Source organism: Pseudomonas fluorescens, assembly GCF_001623525.1.
Taxonomy (GTDB): Bacteria; Pseudomonadota; Gammaproteobacteria; order Pseudomonadales; family Pseudomonadaceae; genus Aquipseudomonas; species Aquipseudomonas fluorescens_Q.
The window spans coordinates 4,200,464-4,224,055 of record NZ_CP015225.1; the positions used below are offsets into that span (position 1 = coordinate 4,200,464).

The window sequence follows — 23,592 nt, forward strand, 5'->3', positions numbered from 1 at the left end:
CAGAAACCCGCGAAAGCGGGTTTTTGCGTTTCTGGGTCCTGGAAATATCTGAGTCGCTGAAATCGCTATCGCGAGCAAGCTCGCACACAAGGATCGCAGTGAACGAGATCCGCTGTGGAAGCGAGCTTGCTCGCGATGAGGCCAGCCCAGCCGCCAGATCAGGCCCGGAACTGCCCCAGGCTTGCTTTCAATTGCGCAGCCAGGCTGTCGAGCACCTTGCCGCTGGCGGTGGTCTCGACCACGGCCTGGGCCGCCTTCTCGGCCTGGGCATGGATGGTTTCCACGCGCCCGCGCACCGCTTGCGCGCCCTGGGCCTGATGAGCCGCGGCCTGAGTCGCCAGGCCGATAGCCGCATGCACCTGCTCGACGGACGCCTGCACCGACTGCTGCAATCGCGCACTGTCTCGTAGCACCACCAAGCCTTCGCTGGCCTGGCGCCCAGCCTGGCCGATAGCGGCCACCGCCTCGCGAGCGCCCTGCTGCAAGGCCACGATATGCGCCTGGATATCGCCCGTTGAACTTTGGGTCTTGCTCGCCAGGGCCCGCACCTCATCCGCCACCACGGCAAACCCGCGCCCCGTTTCCCCGGCCCGCGCCGCCTCGATGGCCGCATTCAAGGCCAACAAGTTAGTCTGCTCGGCGATGCCGTGGATCACCGTCAGCACCACTTCGATCTGTTCGCTCTGCTGCGCCAGCCGCTCAATCACTTTCGCACCGGTGTCTACCTGCCCGGCCAACGCCTCGATCAAGCTGCCGACCTTGGCCGAAGTGCGGGTATTTTCATCAGTGGCCTGGCGGATTTCCACGACCTGCTGCAAAGCCGCCTGCATCGCCTGGCTTTCCGATTGAGCCTCATCTGCCATTTGCGACAGTGCACGCAGGCTCTCGGCCACCTCATCACGCTGCATCCCGGCCGCCGCATCGGCACCGGAGTTACGCAAGGTCATCGCACCGATTTCCACACCGGTACGCTGGGCCACATCGCCAGCCTCGCGCACGATGGGCTGCAACTTATCCACAAAGCGATTGACCGCCGAGGCCATGTCGCCGATTTCGTCCTTGCTGTTGATTTGCACGCGCTTGGTCAGGTCACCCTCGCCTGCCGCCAAGTCGTTCATGGCCGCGATCAGCAACTTCAAGCGATTGACCACCCGACGCCCCAGCACCACGGCCAGCAACACCAACACACCGAAGCCCACCAATGCCAGGCCCAGGCCGATACGCCAGCGCAAGGTGCCTGCCGCTTCCTGCACGGTGCTGGCAGTGTTGGTCTGCATCTGCGTGGCGGTGGCCTGGGCCGACTCCAGGCGACCACGCATGGCGGTGGCGCTGTCGGCCGCCGCCCCCTTGAGGCTGTCACCGACCAACTGGTCGCTGCTGGCGATCAAGGCCGAGAAGCGCTGGTCCAGCGCCTTCAGGTCAGCGTCAACGGAAGCCGTGGAAACGCCCATCAATACTTTGCCGATCTCTACGCCGTTGGGGCTGATCGAGGCTTCGAGGTAATACACCGAGGGGTCGCTCTTCGCCGCATCCAGCACTTTGTCCAACGCCCGCTCGCCCTTGCCTTTTTCCAGCAGCGCCTTGTTGATCGGGTTTTCCCGGTTCAGGTAGCGGGTCAGGTGCTCACCACTGGCGTCGTCATAAATAACGAACAACACATTAGGGTTGCGCTGGGCCCGGCGGGCGAATTCGGAAAGGGTCGGTATGTCGCTGTCCCACATAGCGCGTGGCGCGACCGAGGCCAGGAGTTGCGCCATATCGTTGGCGGAATCCTTGAGCGTTTTCTCCAGCGTCGTCCGCAATTGCGCCTGTTCGTCCTTCAGCCGCGTGGACAAACCGGCAGTGAGACGCTGGCGGGTGCTGGCAGACAAACTGTCCAGGCTCGAGGTGACCTCGCGCCCGGCCTGCTCCAGTTCGCCAGACAATTTCTGACTGTCGCCCCCCAGCCGAGCGCCTAGATCGGCCTCCAGGGCGGTGACAGTGCTTCGTGTCAGCGCGACAGCCACCAGCACCTGCACCAAAAGGGCGATACCAAGCGTAACGAAGACGGGCCGCAACAGACGGCTTTGTAACAGTGAGAGAACGGCCGACACAGGGGAATCCCTCTACTAAACGCCATTAATTTGATGGCACTTCAAAGAAGTACTTATTGTTAACGATGCATAGCAAAGGTCGTGCCGCTCGACAGACAGATACGACAAAGGCCCCAAACGAGGGGCCTTTGTTTTTTACATCAACGACTTATCAGGCAAACGGGTGACGCAGAACGATGGTTTCGTTGCGGTCCGGCCCCGTCGAAATAATGTCGATCGGCGCACCGACCAACTCTTCGACACGCTTGATGTAGTTGCGGGCCGCCACTGGCAGCTCTTCCAGGGTCTTGGCGCCCACGGTCGATTCGGTCCAGCCTGGCATCTGCTCGTACACCGGTTCCAGGCCGATGTAGCTGTCGGCGTCGGTCGGTGCGTCGATGACGGCGCCGTCCTGGTTCTTGTAGCCCACGCAGATGTTGATGGTTTCCAAGCCGTCCAGCACGTCCAACTTGGTCAGGCACAGGCCCGAGATGCTGTTGACGTCGATGGCGCGACGCAGGATGACGGCATCGAACCAACCGCAACGACGGGCACGGCCGGTGGTAGCGCCGAATTCGTGGCCACGCTTGGCCAGGAAGGCGCCGACATCGTCGAACAGCTCAGTCGGGAACGGCCCCGAACCCACGCGCGTGGTGTAGGCCTTGGTGATACCCAGGATGTAGTCCAGGTACATCGGACCGAAACCCGAACCCGTGGCGATGCCGCCGGCGGTGGTGTTGGAGCTGGTGACGTACGGGTAGGTACCGTGGTCGATGTCCAGCAGCGAACCCTGGGCACCTTCGAACATGATGTCCTTGCCAGCGCGACGCAGCTCGTGCAGCTCGGCAGTGACGTCGAGCATCATCGGCTTGAGCAGCTCGGCGTACTCCATGCACTCGTCCAGGGTTTTCTGGAAGTCGATGGCCGGCTCTTTGTAGTAATTGACCAGGACAAAGTTGTGGTAGTCCAGCAACTCGCCCAGCTTGGCGGCGAAACGCTCACGGTGGAACAGGTCACCGATGCGCAGGCCACGACGGGCTACTTTATCTTCGTAGGCCGGGCCGATACCGCGACCGGTGGTGCCGATCTTCAGCTCGCCACGAGCCTTTTCACGGGCCTGGTCCAGCGCGACGTGATAGGACAGGATCAGCGGGCAGGACGGGCTGATACGCAGGCGCTCGCGCACCGGTACGCCTTTTTCCTCCAGCTTGATGATTTCCCGCAGCAAGGCGTCGGGAGCCACCACCACACCGTTGCCGATCAGGCACTGTACGCCTTCGCGCAGCACGCCCGACGGAATCAGGTGCAGGACGGTTTTTTCACCGTCGATCACCAAGGTGTGACCTGCGTTGTGGCCACCCTGGTAGCGCACTACGGCGGCAGCATGTTCGGTCAGCAGATCAACGATCTTGCCTTTGCCCTCATCACCCCACTGGGTGCCCAGGACTACGACATTCTTACCCATAACACTTGTCCTCATTCGCGCAAACTTGGTGCCGGCCGCAGCCGGCAGGAAAACTCAAGAAGCCAGCGGCAATACTTGCCAAAGCCCGTTCTGCTGAATCAATTGCCGGTCGCAGTCCGCTTCACGGGCGGCGGCCAAAGGTTGCCCAGGCAAGGCCTGGACAACACGCTGACCCTCACTGCGCAACTGGCAGACCGCTTGCCAGAGTGCCGCATCCGTACTGTCAGGCATCCAGATACCGCCAGACGGTAGCTCGACTTCAGCACGCCCCAGGGTCACCAGGGTTTTCAAATCGGTTGAGAAACCGGTCGCCGGACGAGCACGACCAAAGTCGGCACCGATGTCGTCATAACGGCCGCCTTGGGCGATGGACTGGCCCACGCCCGGGACGAACACGGCAAAGACAACACCCGTGTGGTAGTGATAACCGCGCAATTCACCCAGATCGAAATACAGCGGCAAATCGGGGAAACGCACCGACAGACGCTCGGCAATCGCCAGCAAGTCGTCCAGCGCCGCCAACACAGGCGCCGGCGCGTGAGCCAGGCGTTCACGGGCAGCGGCCAATACTTCACGTCCGCCGCACAGGCCCACCAGCGCCCGCAGCATGTCCGACAGATCGGCCGGCAGGCCCTCGGTCAGGCTGATGACTTCGTCGATGGCCTTGCGTTGCAGGGCATCGAACAGCTGTTGCTCCACTTCGCCGGACAAACCGGCCGCTCGGGCCAGGCCGCGATAGATGCCGACATGGCCCAGGTCCATGTGGACATCCGGCACATCAGCCAGTTGCAGCATGGCCAACATCAGGCTGATGACTTCCACGTCGCTGCTCGGGCTGGCGTCGCCATACAACTCGGCGCCCAGCTGGATCGGGCTGCGCGAAGACGACAAGGCACGCGGCTGGGCATGCAACACACTGCCGGCGTAGCACAGGCGGCTCGGACCTTCACGGCGCAAGGTGTGGGCGTCGATGCGCGCCACTTGCGGCGTGATGTCGGCACGAAAGCCCATCTGCCGGCCCGACTGCGGGTCGATAACCTTGAAGGTGCGCAGGTCCAGGTCCTGGCCCGCACCGGTGAGCAGGGATTCCAGGTACTCGATATGCGGGGTAACGACGAACTCGTAACCCCAGCTCTGGAACAGATCCAACACCTGCCGACGCGCGACTTCAATTCGCGCAGCTTCCGGTGGCAGTACTTCTTCGATGCCATCTGGCAGCAGCCAGCGGTCTACCGTTGCCATTACGCCATTCCCCTATGGTCCGGGCGGCCAGCTTTCGGGCTGGCCTTGAGTGAAGCAGAAAATGCCCGCGCCAGGCGCGCCTCATGAGCAAAAGACGCGCAAGAGCGACGTGACGAATGGCGTCATGCCGTTCACCTACGAGCGATTGAATCATTGTGGCGAGGGAGCTTGCTCCCGCTGGGCTGCGAAACGGCCCATTGCTGTGAGCGCTTCGCACTCAAGCGGGAGCAAGCTCCCTCGCCACAGTTTCTATCCAACGCCTTAAATGAGCAGCACCCCAGCCTCGCCCAGCACTTTCCTCGAAAAACCTGTCGAGTCGTTCAACCCGACGCCTGCAACCAAAACCACAATCAAACGTGCAGACGCAAAAAAGCCGGGAATTTCCCGGCTGCCGCATCATACACACGTTTTCCCAAAGGATCACCCCGCCCGACGCTTTAGCCGCCGGGCGGAGTGCCTCAGGTCAACGTCGCATCAAGGCTTGGCCTTTTCCAGATAACGGAAGAAGTCACTGCTTGGGTCCAGGACCATGACGTCGGATTTGTTTGCAAAACTTTCACGGTAAGCGCGCAGGCTACGGTAGAAGCCGTAGAACTCCTGATCCTGACCATAGGCCTTGGAATAGATCGCAGCGGCCTGGGCATCACCATCACCACGGACCTCTTCCGATTCCCGATAGGCTTCGGCCAGCAGTACGCGGCGTTGGCGATCGGCGTCGGCACGGATGCCTTCGGCCAGCTCGTTACCCTTGGCGCGGTGCTCGCGGGCTTCACGCTCACGCTCGGTGCTCATGCGCTCGAACACACTGCGGTTCACTTCCTTCGGCAGGTCGATGGCCTTGACCCGGACATCGACCACTTCGATACCGAGCTCTTTTTCCGCCATCGTGTTCAACGAACGCGTGATGTCGGCCATGAGCGCATCACGCTCACCGGACACCACTTCATGCAGCGTGCGTTTACCGAACTGGTCACGCAGGCCCGATTCCAGACGGCGGGACAGACGCTCGTCGGCGATCTGCTTCAGGCCCGAGGTCGCGGTGTAGAAGCGCTCGGCATCCTTCACCCGCCACTTGGCATAGGCATCCACCATCACGGCTTTCTTTTCCAGCGTCAGGAAGCGCTGCGTCGGCGCATCCAGCGTCATCAGGCGGGCGTCGAACTTGCGCACCTTGTTGACGTACGGCACCTTCACATGCAGCCCTGGCTGGACATCAGCCTGTACCACGCGGCCAAACTGCAGCAACACCGCACGCTCGGTCTGAGCCACGATGTAGAAGCAGTTCCAGGCAGCGATCGCCACGACGACACCGACAATAAGGGCGATCAGCGATTTATTGCTCATCAGCGACTCTCCCTGGTACGTGCTTGCTGTTGTTGCAGGTCCGCCGCTGCGCGGGTGCCGGCCTCATTGCTGGCCGCCGCCGAACTGGCCGGTGGCGTGCTGGTGTTGCGACCGCTCTCGACCATCTTGTCCAGCGGCAGGTACAGCAGATTGCTCTGGCCGTTCTTGTTGCCGGTCACGAGGACCTTGCTGGTGTTACTGAAGACTTCCTGCATGGTGTCCAGGTACAGACGCTCACGGGTGACTTCCGGGGCCTTGCGATACTCGGCTACCAGCTTGGTGAAGCGATCAGCCTCACCCTTGGCGCGGGAGACCACTTCATCGCGATAACCGTTGGCATCTTCGATGATGCGCTGAGCCTGACCACGAGCTTCCGGCACGACGCCGTTGGCATAGGTTTCGGCCTGGTTGCGCGAACGCTGCTCGTCTTCACGGGCACGGATCACGTCGTCGAAGGCTTCCTGGACCTCACGCGGGGCTGCCGCGCTCTGGACGTTGACCTGGGTGACGGTGATACCGGTGCGATAGGTATCGAGGAACCGCTGCAGGCGCTCCTTGATTTCGCTGGCCATCAACTCACGTCCTTCAGTCAGCACCTGGTCCATGGCGGTGGAACCCACCACATGGCGCAAGGCACTTTCGGTCGCATGCTGCAGGCTGATTTCCGGCTGGTCGACGTTCAGTACGAAGTCCTGCAGGTTGGTAATCTTGTATTGCACGGTCAGCGGCACTTCAACGATGTTCTCGTCTTCGGTCAGCATCTGGCCCTGCTTGGTGTACGCACGCTCACGCGTGACGTTCTCCATATACTTCTGGTCGATCGGCGGGAAATAGATATTCAGGCCCGGTCCAACCGTCTCGTAGTACTTGCCGAAGCGCAGCACCACGGCCTGCTCCTGCTCGTCCACGACATAGACCGCGCTGTACAGCCAGACAGCCGCCAGCACGACCAGACCGATGCCGAGCAGGCCGAAACCGCCGCCCTTGCCCGGACGACCGCCGCCATCGTCACCGCGTTTTTTACCACCACCGAACAAACCGTTCAGGCTTTCCTGCAGCTTTCGGAAGGCCTCGTCGAGATCCGGCGGCCCCTTGCGGTCGCCGTTGTTACGACGCTTGCCACCCCAAGGATCCTGATTATTCGAGTTGCCACCCGGCTCATTCCAAGCCATAGCGCTCTCCATCTGATAAAGCAAAGACGCACCCACGGCGCGCCGACCAATGCTACAGAATGCCTGACACAGCTTTCTCAGGCTTTTATTGCAAAGTGTGTTGCTCGATGAATTCCATCGGTTGCAGCCCTTCGCGGCTGACCAGCCGATTGAGCTCCGCCCGAGGCAGGCGAACAGCCAGCAGGCAGACGCCTTCGTCGTCGTGTTCTTCTTTTTGCACGGCCCCCAGCTCAAAGAACTGGGCTCGCAGCCGGGCGAAACGTTGCGGCAACTTCAGGGTGCCAACAAACAGATCGTTGCCCAACAGCTCGGCCACTGCCTGTTTGAGCAGGTCCAGGCCGGTGCCATCACGGGCCGACAGCCAGACCCGTTGCGGCTTGCCGTCGGCATCGCGCTGGATCTGCGGCTCCACGCCTTCGAGCAAATCGAGTTTGTTGTATACCTCCAGGATCGGCAAGTCCTGCGCTCCGATCTCGCCCAGCACCACCATCACCTGCTCGATCTGCAGCATCCGGTCCGGTTCGGCGGCATCAATCACGTGCAGCAGCAGGTCGGAGTTGCTCGACTCTTCGAGCGTAGCCCGGAAAGCCTCGACCAGTTTATGCGGCAGGTGACGGATGAAGCCCACGGTGTCGGCCAGCACGATCGGCCCGAGGTCGTCCAGGTCGAGCCGACGCAGGGTCGGGTCGAGCGTGGCGAACAACTGGTCAGCAGCATAGACGTCGGATTGGGTGACGTTATTGAACAGGGTCGATTTGCCGGCGTTGGTATAGCCCACCAGTGAAACCGTCGGGATGTCCGCGCGCTTGCGGCCGCGTCGCGACTGCTCGCGCTGGCTGCGGACCTTTTCCAGGCGCCCCTTGATCTGGCGCAGGCGCACCCGCAACAGGCGCCGGTCGGTTTCCAACTGGGTTTCACCCGGGCCGCGCAGGCCGATACCGCCCTTCTGCCGCTCAAGGTGAGTCCAGCCGCGAACCAGCCGCGTACTCATGTGCTCAAGCTGGGCCAGTTCGACCTGGAGCTTGCCTTCATGGGTGCGGGCGCGCTGGGCGAAAATATCGAGAATCAGCCCCGTACGGTCGATCACGCGACACTCGAAGACACGTTCGAGGTTACGTTCCTGACTGGGTGTGAGGATGTGATTGAAAATCACCAGATCGACCTGTTCGGCCTTGACCAGGTCGCGCAACTCCTCGACCTTGCCACTGCCGATCAGGAACTTGGCGGTTGGCCGATGACGCGGCACGTTGAAAAACGCGACGGTCTCGGCGCCGGCCGAAAGTGCCAATTCCTGAAACTCCTGCGGATCTTCGCGCGCCTCAGGGTCCTGTCCATCCAAGTGAACGAGAATGGCCCGTTCACCACCACCGTGGCGCTCAAAGAACAAAGGAGGCTCCTATCAGGCGTTACCCGGTTCAGCGTCACCGCCTTCGGATTCGGTTGCGCTAGGCAGACGAATTGGACGAACTGGCACGACTGTCGAGATCGCGTGTTTGTAGACCATTTGGCTGACGGTGTTTTTCAGAAGGATGACGAACTGGTCGAAAGACTCGATCGTGCCTTGCAGTTTGATCCCGTTGACCAGATAGATGGACACCCCAACTTTCTCTTTACGTAAAGTGTTCAAGTAAGGGTCTTGTAGCGAATGCCCTTTTGACATGTGCCGCACTCCTTTAAGGATCAATAATAAAAATCGGAATCAGATGGCTTGGGCCGTCACACCCCCAAGGATAGACGGCAATTGCAAGGACTCAGCTCAATATGGAGATGGTCCCGAGGTATTTCAAGGCGCGTGGCAGATTGTCGCAATCGAGACTGTCGAGCCAATGCAAGTCAGTCCAGCTGCGCAGCCAGGTGAACTGGCGTTTCGCCAATTGGCGCGTGGCAATAATCCCACGCTCCTGCATCTCGGCTGACGTCAGCTTGCCGTCCAGGTAATCCCAGACTTGTCGATAACCTACCGCACGTATAGACGGCAACCCGGCATGCAGGTCACTTCGCTCACGCAGGGCTACGACCTCGTCTATGAACCCCTGTTCCAACATTAATGTGAATCTTTGTTCAATTCGCCGATGCAGCACTTGCCGGTTCGCCGGAGCGATGGCCAGATTCGCGACAGTATAGGGCAATTGTTGCAGTCCCGAAGCGGCTGCTTCAGTACTTTGCGCAGATTGTCGCTGGCGCAGGGCCGTCATGCTCTGGCCGCTGACCCGATAAACCTCCAGGGCCCGACTGAGGCGCTGCGGGTCATTGGGGTGAATACGCGCCGCCGATTCCGGGTCGATGACCGCCAATTGCTCGTGCAGGGCTTGCCAGCCAAGGCGCGCGGCCTCTTCTTCAATCTGCGCGCGCACCTCGGGATCGGCTGCCGGCATGTCCGCCAACCCATCGACCAAGGCCTTGTAATACAGCATTGTGCCACCCACCAGCAGCGGAATCTTGCCCCGCGAGGTGATCTCGGCCATGGCCTGGAGCGCGTCACGACGGAAATCGGCCGCCGAATAAGCCTCGGCCGGATCGAGGATGTCGATCAGGCGATGGGGAAACTCGGCCAGCAGTTCTTTCGACGGCTTGGCGGTGCCGATGTCCATGCCCCGGTAGACCAGGGCCGAATCGACACTGATCAACTCGCAGGGCAGGACTTTGGTCAACTCGATGGCCAGGTCGGTCTTGCCAGCGGCGGTCGGCCCCATCAGGAAAATCGCGGGTGGCAACTGGCTCATCAACGACCGCGCAGGAACAGTTTGTCCAGGTCGTCCAGGCCCAATTGGGTCCAGGTCGGCCGGCCATGGTTGCATTGACCGCTGCGCTCGGTGTTTTCCATGTCCCGCAGCAGGCCGTTCATTTCCGGCAGAGCCAGGCGTCGGTTGGCGCGGATCGCGCCGTGGCAGGCCATGGTACCGAGCAGTTCGTTCAGGTGCGCCTGGATGCGGTCGCTGGTGCCGTATTCCATCAAGTCAGCCAGTACGTCGCTGACCAGGCGATTGGCCTCGGCCTGCTTCAACAACGCCGGGATCTGACGGATCGCCAGGGTTTCGGGCCCCAGACGCTGCAATTCGAAGCCCAGGCGCTGGAACCAGGCCACATGTTCTTCGGCGCAATCGGCTTCGCGCTGGCTGACGGCCAGGGATTCGGGCACCAACAGCGGCTGGCCGCTCAAGCCTTCGCTGGCCATGGCGATTTTCAGTCGCTCGTACATGATCCGCTCATGGGCGGCGTGCATGTCCACCAGGACCAGGCCCTGGGCATTTTCCGAGAGGATATAAATGCCTTTGAGTTGCGCCAGGGCATAGCCCAGCGGCGGGATATCGCCTTGGCCGTCGGGCATCGCCGACGCTCCGGCTTCCGGCAAGGGTTTGAAGAACTCGCGATAGGCCGCCTGGGCCTCGGCTGCCGGCACGCTGGATTGCGGACGCGGAGTGTATTGGTATTGATAGCCGCTGCCGGTACCGCTCCCAGCCGTGTTGTAGCTCGGCTGAGGCTGGGGCTGCTCCAGCAGTGCGTTGGCCGCCAGGCGCATTTCGCCCTGAGGCCCGAATTCGCCAGCTTCCAACCCCGTTGGCCGGACCATGCCGCCCACCGCCGCCGGAGCCGCCAGTTGATCTTCCGGGCGCACATCGCCCAACGCACGGTGCAAGGTGCCGTAGAGGAAATCGTGGACCATGCGCCCGTCACGGAAACGTACTTCGTGCTTGGTCGGGTGTACGTTGACGTCGACCACGGCCGGATCGACTTCGAAAAACAGCACGAAGGTCGGATGCCGGCCATTGAACAGCACATCGCGATACGCCTGGCGCACCGCGTGGGCCACCAATTTGTCGCGCACCGCCCGGCCGTTCACGTAGAAGTACTGCAAGTCCGCCTGACTGCGGGAAAAGGTTGGCAAGCCGACCCACCCCCACAGGTGCAAGCCATTGCGCTCCACCTCGATGGGCAATGCCTGCTCCAGGAAACCTGCGCCGCACACCGCGCCGACACGTCGGGCGCGGGCCGCATCATCGTGGGCCTCGTGCAGGCTGAGGATGGTCTTGCCGTTGTGGCGCAAATGGAACGCCACATCAAAGCGCGCCAAGGCCAGACGCTTGATGACTTCTTGCAGATGATCGAATTCAGTCTTCTCGGCCTTGAGGAACTTGCGCCGGGCCGGGGTGTTGAAGAACAGGTCGCGCACTTCCACCGAAGTGCCCACCGGATGGGCTGCAGGCTGCACGCGGGAGGCCATGTCCCGCCCCTCGGTCTCGACCTGCCAGGCCTGCTCGGCGTCGCGGGTGCGGGAGGTAAGGGTCAGGCGCGACACCGAACTGATGGATGCCAGCGCCTCGCCCCGAAATCCCAGGCTCATGACCCGCTCGAGGTCTTCCAGGTCGCGGATCTTGCTGGTGGCATGACGCGCCAGGGCCAGCGGCAGGTCGTCAGAGGAAATCCCGCCACCGTCATCGCGCACCCGCAGCAGCTTGACGCCGCCCTGCTCGACATCCACATCGATGCGCCTGGCCCCGGAGTCGAGGCTGTTTTCCAGCAGCTCCTTGATGACCGACGCCGGACGCTCGACCACTTCGCCAGCAGCGATCTGGTTCGCCAGCCGCGGGCTGAGCAGTTCGATGCGGGCAGGGTTACCGATCACTTCGTCACTCATCGCTGGACCGCCACTTCGTTGCCGGGAATGGTCAGGGTCTGACCAATCTTGAGCTCGTCGCTTTTGAGATTGTTGGCACTGCGCAAGGTGGCGGGCGACACCTGATAGCGCACGGCGATCATCGCCAGGGTTTCGCCGGGGCTGACCCGATGGTCCCGCGGGCCTTGGGCAATCTTGCCCGAGTCGCGCAACCAGGCGATGTAGGTGCCTGGCGGTGGGTTCTGCTGGAAGAACTGCCGCACGCCGCTGCTGATGGAACGGGCCAGCGCCTGCTGGTGGTTGGCGGACGACAGCTTGGAGGCTTCGTTGGCGTTGGAGATAAACCCGGTCTCCACCAGGATCGACGGGATGTCCGGCGACTTGAGCACCATGAATCCAGCCTGCTCGACGCGCTGCTTGTGCAGCGGCGTGACCCGACCGATGTTGCTCAGGACTTTCTGGCCGACGTTCAGGCTGGAGGTCAGCGAGGCGGTCATCGACAAATCGAGCAACACACCGGCGAGCATCCGGTCCTTGTCGTCGAGGCTGACATTGCCGGCACCGCCAATCAGGTCGGAACGGTTTTCACTGTCGGCCAGCCAACGGGCGGTCTCGGAGGTAGCGCCACGGTCGGACAGGGCAAACACCGAGGCCCCGAATGCCGCCGCCGAAGGTGCGGCGTCGGCGTGGATGGAGACGAACAGGTCGGCACCTTTCTTGCGGGCGATCTCGGTACGCCCACGCAAGGGAATGAAGTAGTCGCCGGTACGGGTCAGTTCGGCGCGGAAGCCTTTCATGCCGTTGACCTGGCGTTGCAATTCGCGGGCGATGGACAGCACCACGTCTTTTTCACGCTGCCCGCGCGAGCCTGAGGCGCCTGGGTCTTCGCCGCCGTGACCGGCGTCGATCACCACGATGATGTCGCGCTTGCCAGCCGGGGCCGGTGGCAGCTTGAGCGCAGGTTCGGTCGGGGTCACTGGCACCGCTGGCACCGTGGCAACATTGGTCGGCGGCGGAGGTGGCGTCGCATCGGCCGGGTTGTCGAACAGGTCTACCACCAGCCGGTTGCCGTATTGGGCATTCGGGGCCAGGGTGAAGCTTTTCGGGGTCACGGCTTTTTTCAGGTCGATGACCACCCGCAGGTCGGTCGGCGTACGCTGGGCCGAACGCATCGCGGTAATCGGCGTGTTGGCGGTCGCCACGTTCAATGGCGCGCCCAGGGACGCGCCGTTGATGTCAATCACCAGGCGATCCGGGGCGGTCAGGGTGAATACGCTGTGCTGCACCGGGCCCGTCAGGTCGAACACCAGCCGTGTGTTGTCCGGCGCCCGCCAGAGGCGAACGCTGTTGACCTTTGTCTCGGCCACAGCATCGACGGCCAGTGCCGTAAGCAACAGTCCTACGACAGCAACCACCGCGCGAAAGCGCATACCAAACCCCATCATCAATTAGTTTTCCAATGCCAAAGCGGCACACCATGACTCGCCACGCGAGCCTTGCGGCGTCAGTTTCAGCGAACGCCCGCCGTTCTGCGCGCCAATGGTAATGGTCAGGTCGGGCTTTGGCAAAAAGCCTGCCCCCTTCTGGGGCCATTCGATCAGACACAAGGCGTCATCTTCGAAATAATCTCGAATACCGAGGAATTCCAGCTCCTCAGGATCCACCAGTCGATACAGGTCGAAATGGAAGGCGCGAATGTCGCCGATCTCGTAGGGCTCGACCAGGGTGAACGTAGGGCTCTTGACGGAGCCGACGTGCCCGAGACCGCGAATGATGCCACGGGACAGGGTGGTTTTCCCCGCGCCGAGGTCGCCTTCGAGAAAAATCAGGCCGTGGCCGGCGGTGATCTGCGCGATGCGGGCGCCAAATTGTGTCATGGCTTGTTCGTCCGCCACGTACAGGGTTACTTCAGACACGGTGAATGCTCCTCCAACAACTGACGAATGGTCGGAATCAGATCGGTGGCTGCCACCCCCCGACCCGAGCGACCGGCCTGGGCACCGGCATTGGCATGCAGCCAGACCGCCAGGCACGCGGCCTCGAACCCCTCCACGCCCTGGGCCAGCAAGGCGCCGACCACGCCGGCCAGCACATCCCCCAGGCCTGCCGTGGCCATGGCCGGATGGCCCTGGCTGCAAACCGCCAGGCGACCGTCCGGGCTGGCAATCAGGCTGCCGGCGCCCTTGAGGATCACCGTGGCGGCGTATTTCTGGCTCAATGCATGGGCTGCCGCTGGACGGTCGGCCTGCACCTGGGCTGTGGATAACGCCAACAATCGGGCCGCCTCGCCTGGGTGCGGGGTGATGACGCACTGTTCAGGCAGGCGGACATCGCCGCTGCAGAGCAGGTTCAGCGCATCGGCATCCCATACTTGCGGCAGCGGCGCATTGGCCGCCGCCGACAACAGGCTGCGCCCCCACGCAGCCTGCCCCAAGCCCGGCCCGACCACCAGCACGCTGGCCTGCTGGAGCAAGCCCATCAATTGGTTCGCCGAATGGGTGCCTTGCACCATCACTTCCGGCAAACGCGTCAGCGCGGCGGATACGTGCTCGCTGCGGGTCGCCAGCGAAACCATCCCCGCACCGCAGCGCAGGGCGCTTTCGGCGCTCATCTGGATGGCGCCGCCAAAGCCCCGGTCGCCACCGATCAACAGCACGTGACCGAATTTGCCTTTGTGGGACGTGGCGGCACGAGGTGTCAGACGTGGCAGATTATGGGGTGAGAGCAACCGGGCACTGGCCGGTGCCGCGTCAACAATATCTGGATCGGCGTGCAGGTCGTTGAACACCAGTTCGCCGACCCGGTCCGCCGCTTCGCCGGTAAACAGGCCCAGCTTCAAGCCAATAAAGGTCACGGTGAGATCGGCCACCACCGCCGTGCCCAGCACCCGGCCGGTATCGGCGCACAAGCCCGAGGGGATATCCACCGCCGCGACCGGCAGACCGCTGACGTTGATCGTATCGATAGCCCGCACATAAGGCTCGCGCACCTCGCCACTCAAGCCCGTGCCGAGCAGCGCATCCAGCAACACGCCGCGCAACTCTGCCTCATCCGACCACGGCTCCATCGGCACGCCCACCGCCACCGCTTCGGCGTGGGCATTGGCGGCGTCGCCCTGCAAGCGCCGGGGCTCGCCCACCGTCAGCACCCGCACCGCCCAGCCAGCGCGCCGGGCCAAGGTCGCGACCAGATAGCCATCGCCGGCGTTGTTGCCATGCCCGGCCAGCACCGTCAGCTCGTGGGCATCAGGCCAGCGCCGGACAATCGCTCGCCAGGTGGCGCGGGCGGCGCGTTGCATCAATTCGAAACCGGCGGTGCCGGCCGCGATCAGTTGTGCGTCGAGGGCCCGGACCTGCGCGGCGCTGTACAGCGCGTCGGGAAAATCATCTTTAGTGTGCGGCATGCGTCTTCGGGCTCCGATGTCTGGCAGAATTATACGCATCTCAGCTCTGGTTTCTCTCGCCTCATGCCTGCCATTCCCACAGACCTCCCCGCCCTCGCCCAATCCATCAAGGACTGGGGCCGCGAACTGGGCTTCCAGCAGGTCGGCATCAGCGGCCTGGACCTTGCCGAGCATGAGCAACACCTGCAACGCTGGCTCGATGCCGGGTACCACGGCGAAATGGACTACATGGGCGCCCACGGCAGCAAACGCTCGCACCCCGAGGAACTGGTGCCGGGTACGCTACGGGTGGTTTCCCTGCGCATGGACTACCTGTCGGGCGACACGCACATGGCGCAGCTGCTCGGCCAACCGGAGAAAGCCTACGTCTCGCGTTATGCATTGGGCCGCGATTACCACAAATTGATCCGTAAACGTGTGCAGCAACTGGCAGAAAAAATTCAGGCGGTGATCGGTCCCTTCGGTTATCGCGCCTTCGTCGACAGTGCTCCAGTCCTGGAAAAAGCCATCGCCGAACAGGCCGGCCTGGGCTGGATCGGTAAAAACACCTTGGTGTTGAACCGCAAGGCCGGAAGCTATTTCTTCCTGAGCGAGCTGTTTGTCGACCTGCCGCTGCCGGTGGACCCGCCCCATGCCAGCGAACATTGCGGGAAATGCACCGCGTGCCTGGACATCTGTCCTACGAATGCCTTCGTCGGGCCCTACGTGCTCGATGCCCGCCGCTGCATTTCCTACCTGACCATCGAGCTGAAAAGCGCCATCCCCGAGGAACTGCGGCCGTTGATCGGCAACCGGGTGTTCGGCTGCGATGACTGCCAGATCGTCTGTCCCTGGAACCGCTTCGCCCGGCCGTCCGGGGAAAGCGACTTCAAGCCGCGGCACAACCTGGACAATGCCGGGCTGGCCGAGCTGTTCATGTGGGACGAGGCAACGTTCCTGAGCAGCACCGAAGGCTCGCCGCTGCGCCGCGCCGGGTACGAGCGCTGGCTGCGCAACCTGGCAGTGGGCCTGGGTAATGCGCCGTCAACGATTCCCGTGCTGCAAGCGCTGGAGGCGCGGCGCGACTACCCGTCGGAGCTGGTGCGCGAGCATGTGGAGTGGGCGTTGCGGCAACATGCCGAGCGTCAAACCTCGTCGTTGTAGACGAACTTCGGCATTTCCCAGTGAAAACGAATCGCCAGGAGCCGCAGCAGGAAACCACCGAACAAGGTAATGAGGATCGCCTGTTCACTCGGCAGTTGCAGGAAGACGCACAGCAGATAGCACCACGCCGCGGCAAATGAAACGCTGGCATAGAGCTCGCGACGGAAGATCAGCGGAATATCGTTGCAGAAAATGTCCCGCAAAATACCGCCGAACACCCCAGTGATCACTCCGCTGACCGACGCCACCAGCATGCCATGGCCCATTTCCAGGGCCGTCATGCAGCCGATCAGGGTGAACGCCACCAGCCCCGCGGCGTCGAGCACCAGGAACAATGAACGCAGGTGGCGCATCCAGCGCGCCAGGAACACCGTCAGCATCGCCGCCGCGGTGGTCAGCACTAGGTATTCCGGGTGTTTGACCCAGGTGAGCGGGTAATGACCGAGCAGCACGTCGCGCACCGAACCGCCACCCAGCGCCGTGACACAGGCGATCAGCACCACGCCGAACCAGTCCATGCCGCGGCGCCCGGCAGACAAGGCGCCGGTCATGGCTTCGGCGGTGATGGCGATCAGATAAAGCATCAGCAACATGGTGGCGATCCTTGCAGGAAGGCGCGCAGTCTAGCCATTTCGGGCAGGCACCAAAAGAGGGCAAGGCAACGATCCCTGCCTAAAATACCCAGCCCACAGTCCAACCAGATCCCTGTGGCGAGGGAGCTTGCTCCCGCTCGGCTGCGCAGCAGTCGCAAAGCGGACAATGCGGTCTACCTGAAGGACGGTTGGGGCCTGCTGCGCAGGCCAGCGGGAGCAAGCTCCCTCGCCACAAAAGCAATCTCGCCGGTCGCCGGGTGCCGGTTAGAACTTGATGAAATGCTTGCGGTAATGCTGCAACTCGGCGATGGACTCGCGGATGTCGTCCAGGGCCAGGTGGCTGCCGCCCTTCTGGAAGCTGTCACGCACTTCTGGAGCCCAACGGGCGGCCAGTTCCTTGAGGGTGGAGACGTCCAGGTTGCGGTAGTGGAAATAGCTTTCCAGGGATTTCATGTGGGTATAAAGGAAGCGACGGTCCTGGCAGATGCTGTTGCCGCAGATCGGCGACTTGCCCTTGGGCACCCACTGCTCCAGGAAGGCGATGGTCTGGGCTTCGGCCTCAGCCATGCTGATCTTGCTCTCGCGTACCCGCTGGGTCAGGCCCGAGCCGCCGTGCTGGCGGGTGTTCCATTCATCCATGCCGGCCAGGATCTCGTCGCTGTGGTGGATCGCGATCACCGGGCCTTCGGCCAGGGTGTTGAGGTCGCTGTCGGTGACGATGGTGGCCATTTCGATGATGACATCGGTGTCGGGGTTCAGACCGGTCATTTCCAGGTCGATCCAGATCAGGTTCTGCGGGTTTTGCATAGGGGAGCTCCTCGGCGTAGCTGCGCAGTTTAGCTTAGGCCGGCCCTTGGGCGTGCTAAACTCGCGGCCGTTTTACCCTATTCGCTGCATTTCTTCATACGGAACACCCATGGCCAAACGCCAACTCAATCGTCGTCAGAACTGGCGCATCGAAAAGATCCAGGGCGAGCGCGCCGCCCGCGCCGCCAAACGCGAGTCCAGTGCTGTCGAAGCCTTGGAAGGTGGCGACCTGGGCCCGGAACAGACCGGCCTGGTGATCGCCCACTTCGGTGTGCAGGTCGAGGTCGAGGCCCGGGAAGGCGAGCTGGCCGGCCAAGTGTTCCGTTGTCACTTGCGCGCCAACCTGCCGGCCCTGGTCACGGGCGACCAAGTCGTCTGGCGTGCCGGCAACCAGGGCATCGGTGTGATCGTGGCGCAATTGCCGCGCCACACCGAGCTGTGCCGTCCGGACAGCCGTGGTCAGCTCAAGCCGGTAGCGGCCAACGTCGACATGATCGTCATTGTGTTCGCGCCCCTGCCCGAGCCCCACGCCAACCTGATCGACCGTTATCTGGTGGCCGCCGAACACGCCGGCATCCGCCCGTTGTTGCTGCTCAACAAATTCGACCTGATCGACGAGCACAACGCCCCGGCGCTGAACGCCCTGCTGTCGGTCTATCGGGATCTGGGTTATCCGGTGCTGGAAGTCTCGGCCCATCACGGCAACGGCATGGAGCAATTGCAACAGCAACTGGACGGGCGCATCAGTGTGTTCGTCGGCCAGTCTGGCGTGGGCAAGTCATCGCTGGTCAACAGCCTGCTGCCAGACGTCGAGACTCGCGTCGGGCCGCTGTCCGAGCTGTCCGGCCAGGGCACCCACACCACCACCACCGCGCGGTTGTTCCACTTCCCCGGCGGCGGTGAATTGATCGACTCGCCGGGCATCCGTGAATTCGGCCTGGGCCACGTCAGCCGGGCCGATGTCGAGGCCGGGTTCATCGAATTCAATGACCTGATCGGCACCTGCCGCTTCCGCGACTGCAAGCACGACCGCGAACCTGGTTGCGCGCTGCTCAAGGCGCTGGAAGAAGGTCGCGTGCATCAGCAACGGATGAACAGCTACCGCTCGATCATCGCCAGCTTGCCGGAAAGCAGTTACTGACCCGGAATGTGAGCCGGACACCATTGTGGCGAGGGAGCTTGCTCCCTCGCCACAAAGGCAAGCACGCCTCAGGTGAACAGCGCCTCATAAAAAAGCCGACAATGATGTCGGCTTTTTTATGGATCACTGCGCCGGCGGCTCGGCCGGTTTCGGCGCAGCGTCGTCGAACAGGTTCAGACGCTCGCGCAGCTCATGGGCCGGCACGGGTTGCTGGTCCGCCGGCAAGGCGTTCGGATCAGCCGCCGCGCCAGGCGTCGTCGGTGCTTCACCCGGTGCGCCCTGCCCCTGGGCCGGATCCAGCGGCGGATCGTCGGTTTGCGAACCTTCGATGGCTTGCTGGGCCTTCCTGGTCAACACCACGATATCGATACGTCGGTTGACCGGGTTGAACGGGTCCTTGCGATCGAACAACGCCGAGGACGCATAACCGACCACCCGCGCCACCTGCTCGTCCGGATAACTGCCGGCCACCAAGGCGCGACGGGCCGCGTTGGCGCGGTTGGCGGAAAGCTCCCAGTTACCGAAGTCTCCTTTGCCAACGTAGGGCTTGGCATCGGTATGACCGCTGATGCTGATTTTGTTCGGCACCGCTTTGATGGTGTCGGCCATGGCCAGCAAAATGTCTTCGAAATAAGGCTTCAGGCGCGCGCTGCCGGAATCGAACATCGGCCGGTTCTCGGCGTCCATGATCTGGATGCGCAAGCCGTTCGGCGTGATTTCGAACAGGATCTGGTCCTTGAATTTCTGCAGTTGCGGGTTCTCTTCGACCTTGTTCTGCAACTCTTGCAGCAACAATTCCAGGCGTTCGCGCTCGATCTGCTCGGCCATCCCTTCGACCTGCTCGGAGTCCACCGTCACCTTGTCAGGCTGGGGCTGGGACTTGACCTCGGGGTTGAGTGTGTTTTCCGGGGCCAGGGTCGGTGAACCACCCAGGTCGATGATGTAGGGCGTGCCGCTTTCGGAAAAGCCGACCGGGTCCTTGAAGTAACCGGCGATGGCGATCTTCTGTTCCGGGGTCGCCGTGGACAGCAACCACAGCACCAGAAAGAACGCCATCATCGCCGTTGCGAAGTCGGCGAAGGCAATTTTCCAAGCACCGCCATGGTGCCCGCCGGCAATGCGCTTGACGCGCTTGACGATGATCGGCTGGTTATTTTCCATGAGTTAGCGACCGCGAACCGCTTGTTCCAGCTCGGCGAAGCTTGGACGGTGCGCCGGGTACAGGACCTTGCGACCGAACTCCACCGCCAACGATGGCGGCATGCCCGAGGCCGAAGCCACCAGGGACGCCTTGATGGCTTCATAGACGTTGAGCTCTTCCTTGGCATCATGGGCCAGGGAATGGGCCAGCGGACCGAAGAAACCGTACGCGGCCAAAATACCGAAGAAGGTACCCACCAGTGCCGCACCCACGTGCAGGCCGATGGATTTCTGGTCGCCATCGCCCAGGGACGCCATGGTCACCACAATCCCCAATACCGCCGCGACGATACCGAAGCCAGGCATGCCGTCGGCGATGCCGTTGACCGCGTGGGAGGGGTGCTCCAGGTCTTCCTTGAGGCTGTACAACTCCATGTCGAACAGGCCTTCGAGCTCATGGGGCGCCATGTTGCCGGACGACATGATGCGCAGGTAATCGCAGATGAACGCCGTCATGCGGGCGTCCTTGAGCACAGCCGGGTACTTGGCGAAAATCGGGCTGGCGGCGGCGTCTTCGATGTCGCCTTCGATCGCCATCATGCCTTCGCGGCGGCTCTTGTTGAGGATCTCATAGATCAGCCCCAGCACCTCGAGGTAGAAGGTGTGGCTAAAGCGCGAACTGAACATGCCCAGGGATTTCTTGAGCACGTGCATCGTCATATAGCCAGGGTTGGCCTGCAGAAATGCACCGAGGGCGGCGCCACCGATGATCAACACCTCGAAGGGTTGGACCAGGGCCGCAATCTTGCCATGGGAGAGCACGTATCCGCCGAGTACGCTCGCGAACACGACAATGATGCCGATAATTTTAGCCATAGATAGAAAGTACTTATTTAAGTCGGGTTCAAGGTCATATTCGGAAGCTGAAAAATCTCTTCTTCTACTTATCGGCAAAACTGCGCCAGACTATAGTCAGTTCCGGCGAAAAGCCAATTTTGCCCCGTTCCGGGCGTAGATACCCTTTGCGATGATCACGTCCAACCATGGCTAACGAAACGAAGGTTCCAACTCCACGACCGACCACCCTCGAAGGCTGGGTCAAGCTGCTCGATGGCGTGCACCTGCCGGTGCCCCAGGCCAGCCATGACCTGGTCTGCAAGGCCATTGCCGACAGTCGCCGCTCGTTACGTGACATCGCCGAATTGATGCAGGACAGCCCCGCCCTGGCCCTGAGCGTCATCCGCGAGGCCAACTATCACACCCATGGCAGCCTTGCGGAACCTGCGGAAAATCTCGAAGTGGCCATCAACCGCCTCGGCCTCAAGCGTACCGAAGAACTGCTCGCTCGCTTACCGTCGTTGCCAGGGCACGAAATCCCCATCGCCTTGCGCCAGCTGCAATTGATCAGCCAACACGCCACGCAACAGGCCAATGGCTTTTTTGCCAGCCGCCTGGCGCGGCTGTGGCAGGACATTCACTGGGGCAGCCTGCTGTTTCTCTCGCCGCTCTGGCCATTGGCCTTGACTCACCCGCGATTGCTGGGGGAGTGGGAATTGCGGGTCGTCCACAAACGCGAACCCGCGCGCAAGGTAGAGCGCGAATTGTTCGGCGTCAGCCTGCTGAAAATCTGCCTGGCGCTGGTGGAGGTCTGGCGCTTGCCGATCTGGGTGATGCAAGGTTATCGCCTGCTGCTCAATGAACGCCGCGAGCTGGTGCAGGTCCTGCGCATCGCCCGGGACAGCGAGCACCCGCTGCGCCAGCAGAATCGCCTGGACGACGACCCAACCCTGCGGCGCTGGCTCAATCAACCGGCCAATACCGTGTTGCTGGCCAACGGCCTGGCACTTTCAGCGCAACAGGCCTGGGACGGCCCCCACAGTGCCCGCTGGCAATACCTCACCAGTTTGTACCTGCAGATGCCGATGGATGAGGTCCAGCAACAACTGCACCAACAAGCCGTTACCAGCGCCCGTCATGACGCCATGCCAGACCTCTGGCATCCGGCCGTGGCGTTGCTCTGGCCCTGGGGCAGCCGTCGCATCCACCCCGGTTTGCTAGCGCCCCCACCACCCAGCGCCGAGGACCTGAGCCAGTGGCGCAAGCAATGCTCCGCGCTGCTGGTGGAACCGAGCCCCTTCAGCAATGCCATGCACCTGACCACCTCGGCACGGGACGTGTTGGTGGCCTGTGGCATGCGCCGGGTGATGATCCTGATGGCCGACCGCAACCAGACCAGTGTGCGCGTACACCAGACCGCCGGCCTGCCCAAAGAAGCCGCGGCCATGAGCTTTACCATCAGCCAGAGCAAAATAGTGCAACGATTGCTGGCTCAGCAGGCCCAGGTTCGCCTGACCCCGGACAACAACGCGCAGTTTTCGGCGCTGCTGCCACCGGGCCTGCGCAGCCTGTTCCGTGGGGAGCACCTGCTGCTGCGCTCGCTGACCTGCAATGGCCGGGTGATCATGCTGGTGGTGGTGGACCAGGGCGGCGGGCCGTTCTCGGACGTGACCGTACAAGCCTTCGGCAAAACCGTGCAATGCATCGAAAGGGCCCTGCATACCTTTACCAACCGCGGCCGCTGAACTTGCTACAATCTTTTCCCTTTGCGCCCCTGGAGACCTCACATGCCTGACTTCTCTGGCTTGCCGTTGGTGATCGAGCCGAACGAGCTGCTGCCGCGCCTCGACGCCCGCGAACTGATTCTGGTGGACCTGACCAGCGCCGCCCGCTACAGCACCGGCCATATCCCTGGCGCACGCTTCGTCGACCCCAAGCGTACCCAGCTGGGTCAACCGCCGGCGCCAGGCCTGCTGCCGGCCAAAGCCGACCTCGAAGCCCTGTTCGGCGAGCTCGGGCACAACCCGGACGCGGTCTACGTAGTCTACGACGATGAAGGCGGCGGCTGGGCCGGGCGGTTTATCTGGCTGCTGGACGTGATCGGTCACTCCAACTATCACTACCTCGACGGCGGCTTGCTGTCGTGGCTGGACGAAGGCCTGCCGGTGTCCGTCGACGTGCCTGTGCCCGTCGCAGGCCCGGTCAGCCTGACACTGCATGAAGCGCCCACCGCCACCCGTGAGTACCTGCAAAGCCGTCTCGGTGCTGCCGACCTGGCGATCTGGGACGCTCGCGGCCCGCTGGAGTATTCCGGCGAGAAAGTGGTTGCAGCCCGAGGCGGACACATTCCCGGTGCGGTCAATTTCGAATGGACGGCCGGCATGGACCCGGCGCGCAACCTGCGCATTCGCAAGGACATGCCGCAGATCCTCAAACAATTGGGCATCACGCCCGACAAGGAAATCATCACCCACTGCCAGACTCACCACCGCTCTGGCTTCACCTACCTGGTGGCCAAGGCACTCGGTTATCCGCGGGTCAAAGGCTATGCCGGTTCCTGGGGCGAATGGGGCAACCACCCCGACACCCCTATCGAGCTCTGAAGGTTCTTAAGGACA

Annotated in this window: 20 protein-coding genes and 1 pseudogene; 4 read left to right on the top strand and 17 right to left on the bottom strand. The window is 62.5% G+C overall.

The features are described from left to right. Positions 1–158: 158 nt before the first annotated feature. The 13 genes and pseudogenes from TK06_RS33545 to TK06_RS18110 form a co-directional block, all read right to left on the bottom strand. Entirely contained in the window at positions 159–1,043 is an 885-nt protein-coding gene (locus TK06_RS33545; protein WP_371914741.1) for a methyl-accepting chemotaxis protein, read from the bottom strand. Between the two features lie 21 nt (positions 1,044–1,064). Continuing rightward, positions 1,065–1,757, bottom strand: a pseudogene (locus TK06_RS33550) (methyl-accepting chemotaxis protein); the annotation flags it as partial. A gap of 487 nt (positions 1,758–2,244) precedes the next feature. Next, positions 2,245–3,537 carry an adenylosuccinate synthase gene (locus tag TK06_RS18060; RefSeq protein WP_003186407.1) on the bottom strand — a complete coding sequence of 431 codons (1,293 nt, stop codon included), beginning with the start codon at positions 3,535–3,537 and terminating at the stop codon, positions 2,245–2,247. Positions 3,538–3,591: 54 nt separating this feature from the next. Further along, positions 3,592–4,779 carry an ATP phosphoribosyltransferase regulatory subunit gene (locus tag TK06_RS18065; RefSeq protein ID WP_063323181.1) on the bottom strand — a complete coding sequence of 396 codons (1,188 nt, stop codon included), beginning with the start codon at positions 4,777–4,779 and terminating at the stop codon, positions 3,592–3,594. Between the two features lie 474 nt (positions 4,780–5,253). Next, positions 5,254–6,123: a protease modulator HflC gene (gene hflC / locus TK06_RS18070; RefSeq protein ID WP_063323182.1), complete on the bottom strand. Its 870-nt coding sequence runs from the start codon at positions 6,121–6,123 to the stop codon at positions 5,254–5,256. Continuing rightward, complete coding sequence (gene hflK, locus TK06_RS18075; RefSeq protein ID WP_063323183.1) at positions 6,123–7,295, bottom strand: FtsH protease activity modulator HflK; 1,173 nt, start codon at positions 7,293–7,295, stop codon at positions 6,123–6,125. Before hflK ends, hflC begins: the two co-directional genes overlap by 1 nt. Before the next feature lie 85 nt (positions 7,296–7,380). Further along, positions 7,381–8,682: a ribosome rescue GTPase HflX gene (hflX, locus tag TK06_RS18080; protein ID WP_003197227.1), complete on the bottom strand. Its 1,302-nt coding sequence runs from the start codon at positions 8,680–8,682 to the stop codon at positions 7,381–7,383. A 12-nt stretch (positions 8,683–8,694) separates the two neighbouring features. Beyond that, positions 8,695–8,955: an RNA chaperone Hfq gene (gene hfq, locus TK06_RS18085; protein WP_003186419.1), complete on the bottom strand. Its 261-nt coding sequence runs from the start codon at positions 8,953–8,955 to the stop codon at positions 8,695–8,697. A 91-nt stretch (positions 8,956–9,046) separates the two neighbouring features. After that, complete coding sequence (miaA, locus tag TK06_RS18090; RefSeq protein WP_063323184.1) at positions 9,047–10,018, bottom strand: tRNA (adenosine(37)-N6)-dimethylallyltransferase MiaA; 972 nt, start codon at positions 10,016–10,018, stop codon at positions 9,047–9,049. Continuing rightward, positions 10,018–11,931, bottom strand: coding sequence for a DNA mismatch repair endonuclease MutL (gene mutL, locus TK06_RS18095; RefSeq protein ID WP_063323185.1), 1,914 nt, complete (start codon positions 11,929–11,931; stop codon positions 10,018–10,020). The genes miaA and mutL overlap by 1 nt, the downstream gene beginning before the upstream one ends. After that, positions 11,928–13,355: an N-acetylmuramoyl-L-alanine amidase gene (locus TK06_RS18100; protein WP_063323186.1), complete on the bottom strand. Its 1,428-nt coding sequence runs from the start codon at positions 13,353–13,355 to the stop codon at positions 11,928–11,930. The genes mutL and TK06_RS18100 overlap by 4 nt, the downstream gene beginning before the upstream one ends. A 3-nt stretch (positions 13,356–13,358) precedes the next feature. Beyond that, positions 13,359–13,826: a tRNA (adenosine(37)-N6)-threonylcarbamoyltransferase complex ATPase subunit type 1 TsaE gene (gene tsaE / locus TK06_RS18105; protein WP_003197219.1), complete on the bottom strand. Its 468-nt coding sequence runs from the start codon at positions 13,824–13,826 to the stop codon at positions 13,359–13,361. After that, complete coding sequence (locus TK06_RS18110) at positions 13,814–15,313, bottom strand: bifunctional ADP-dependent NAD(P)H-hydrate dehydratase/NAD(P)H-hydrate epimerase (protein WP_063323187.1); 1,500 nt, start codon at positions 15,311–15,313, stop codon at positions 13,814–13,816. The genes tsaE and TK06_RS18110 overlap by 13 nt, the downstream gene beginning before the upstream one ends. Positions 15,314–15,376: 63 nt before the next feature. Here TK06_RS18110 and queG point away from each other — a divergent pair, with 63 nt between their 5' ends. Then, positions 15,377–16,456 carry a tRNA epoxyqueuosine(34) reductase QueG gene (gene queG / locus TK06_RS18115; protein ID WP_063323188.1) on the top strand — a complete coding sequence of 360 codons (1,080 nt, stop codon included), beginning with the start codon at positions 15,377–15,379 and terminating at the stop codon, positions 16,454–16,456. Here queG and TK06_RS18120 read toward each other — a convergent pair. Both TK06_RS18120 and orn read right to left on the bottom strand, forming a co-directional pair. Then, a complete protein-coding gene (locus tag TK06_RS18120; protein ID WP_057448254.1) occupies positions 16,438–17,049 on the bottom strand; it encodes a trimeric intracellular cation channel family protein in 612 nt (203 codons plus the stop codon). The two genes, queG and TK06_RS18120, sit on opposite strands and share 19 nt — an antisense overlap. A gap of 264 nt (positions 17,050–17,313) precedes the next feature. Then, on the bottom strand, positions 17,314–17,856 hold the full coding sequence (gene orn, locus TK06_RS18125; protein WP_024780809.1) for an oligoribonuclease: 543 nt from the start codon (positions 17,854–17,856) through the stop codon (positions 17,314–17,316). A 109-nt stretch (positions 17,857–17,965) separates the two neighbouring features. Here orn and rsgA point away from each other — a divergent pair, with 109 nt between their 5' ends. Continuing rightward, positions 17,966–18,997, top strand: a complete 1,032-nt coding sequence (gene rsgA, locus TK06_RS18130) for a small ribosomal subunit biogenesis GTPase RsgA (RefSeq protein WP_063323189.1) — start codon at positions 17,966–17,968, stop codon at positions 18,995–18,997. A 123-nt stretch (positions 18,998–19,120) separates the two neighbouring features. Here rsgA and motB read toward each other — a convergent pair whose 3' ends face one another. Further along, positions 19,121–20,158 carry a flagellar motor protein MotB gene (motB, locus tag TK06_RS18135; RefSeq protein WP_063323190.1) on the bottom strand — a complete coding sequence of 346 codons (1,038 nt, stop codon included), beginning with the start codon at positions 20,156–20,158 and terminating at the stop codon, positions 19,121–19,123. Positions 20,159–20,161: 3 nt separating this feature from the next. Then, positions 20,162–21,013, bottom strand: a complete 852-nt coding sequence (gene motA, locus TK06_RS18140) for a flagellar motor stator protein MotA (protein WP_063323191.1) — start codon at positions 21,011–21,013, stop codon at positions 20,162–20,164. Positions 21,014–21,180: 167 nt separating this feature from the next. Here motA and TK06_RS18145 point away from each other — a divergent pair, with 167 nt between their 5' ends. Together TK06_RS18145 and TK06_RS18150 are read left to right on the top strand one after the other, a co-directional pair. After that, positions 21,181–22,719, top strand: coding sequence for an HDOD domain-containing protein (locus TK06_RS18145; protein WP_063323192.1), 1,539 nt, complete (start codon positions 21,181–21,183; stop codon positions 22,717–22,719). Positions 22,720–22,761: 42 nt separating this feature from the next. After that, positions 22,762–23,577 (top strand): rhodanese-like domain-containing protein, encoded by an 816-nt coding sequence (locus tag TK06_RS18150; RefSeq protein WP_063323193.1) that lies wholly within the window; start codon positions 22,762–22,764, stop codon positions 23,575–23,577. Positions 23,578–23,592: the final 15 nt, after the last annotated feature.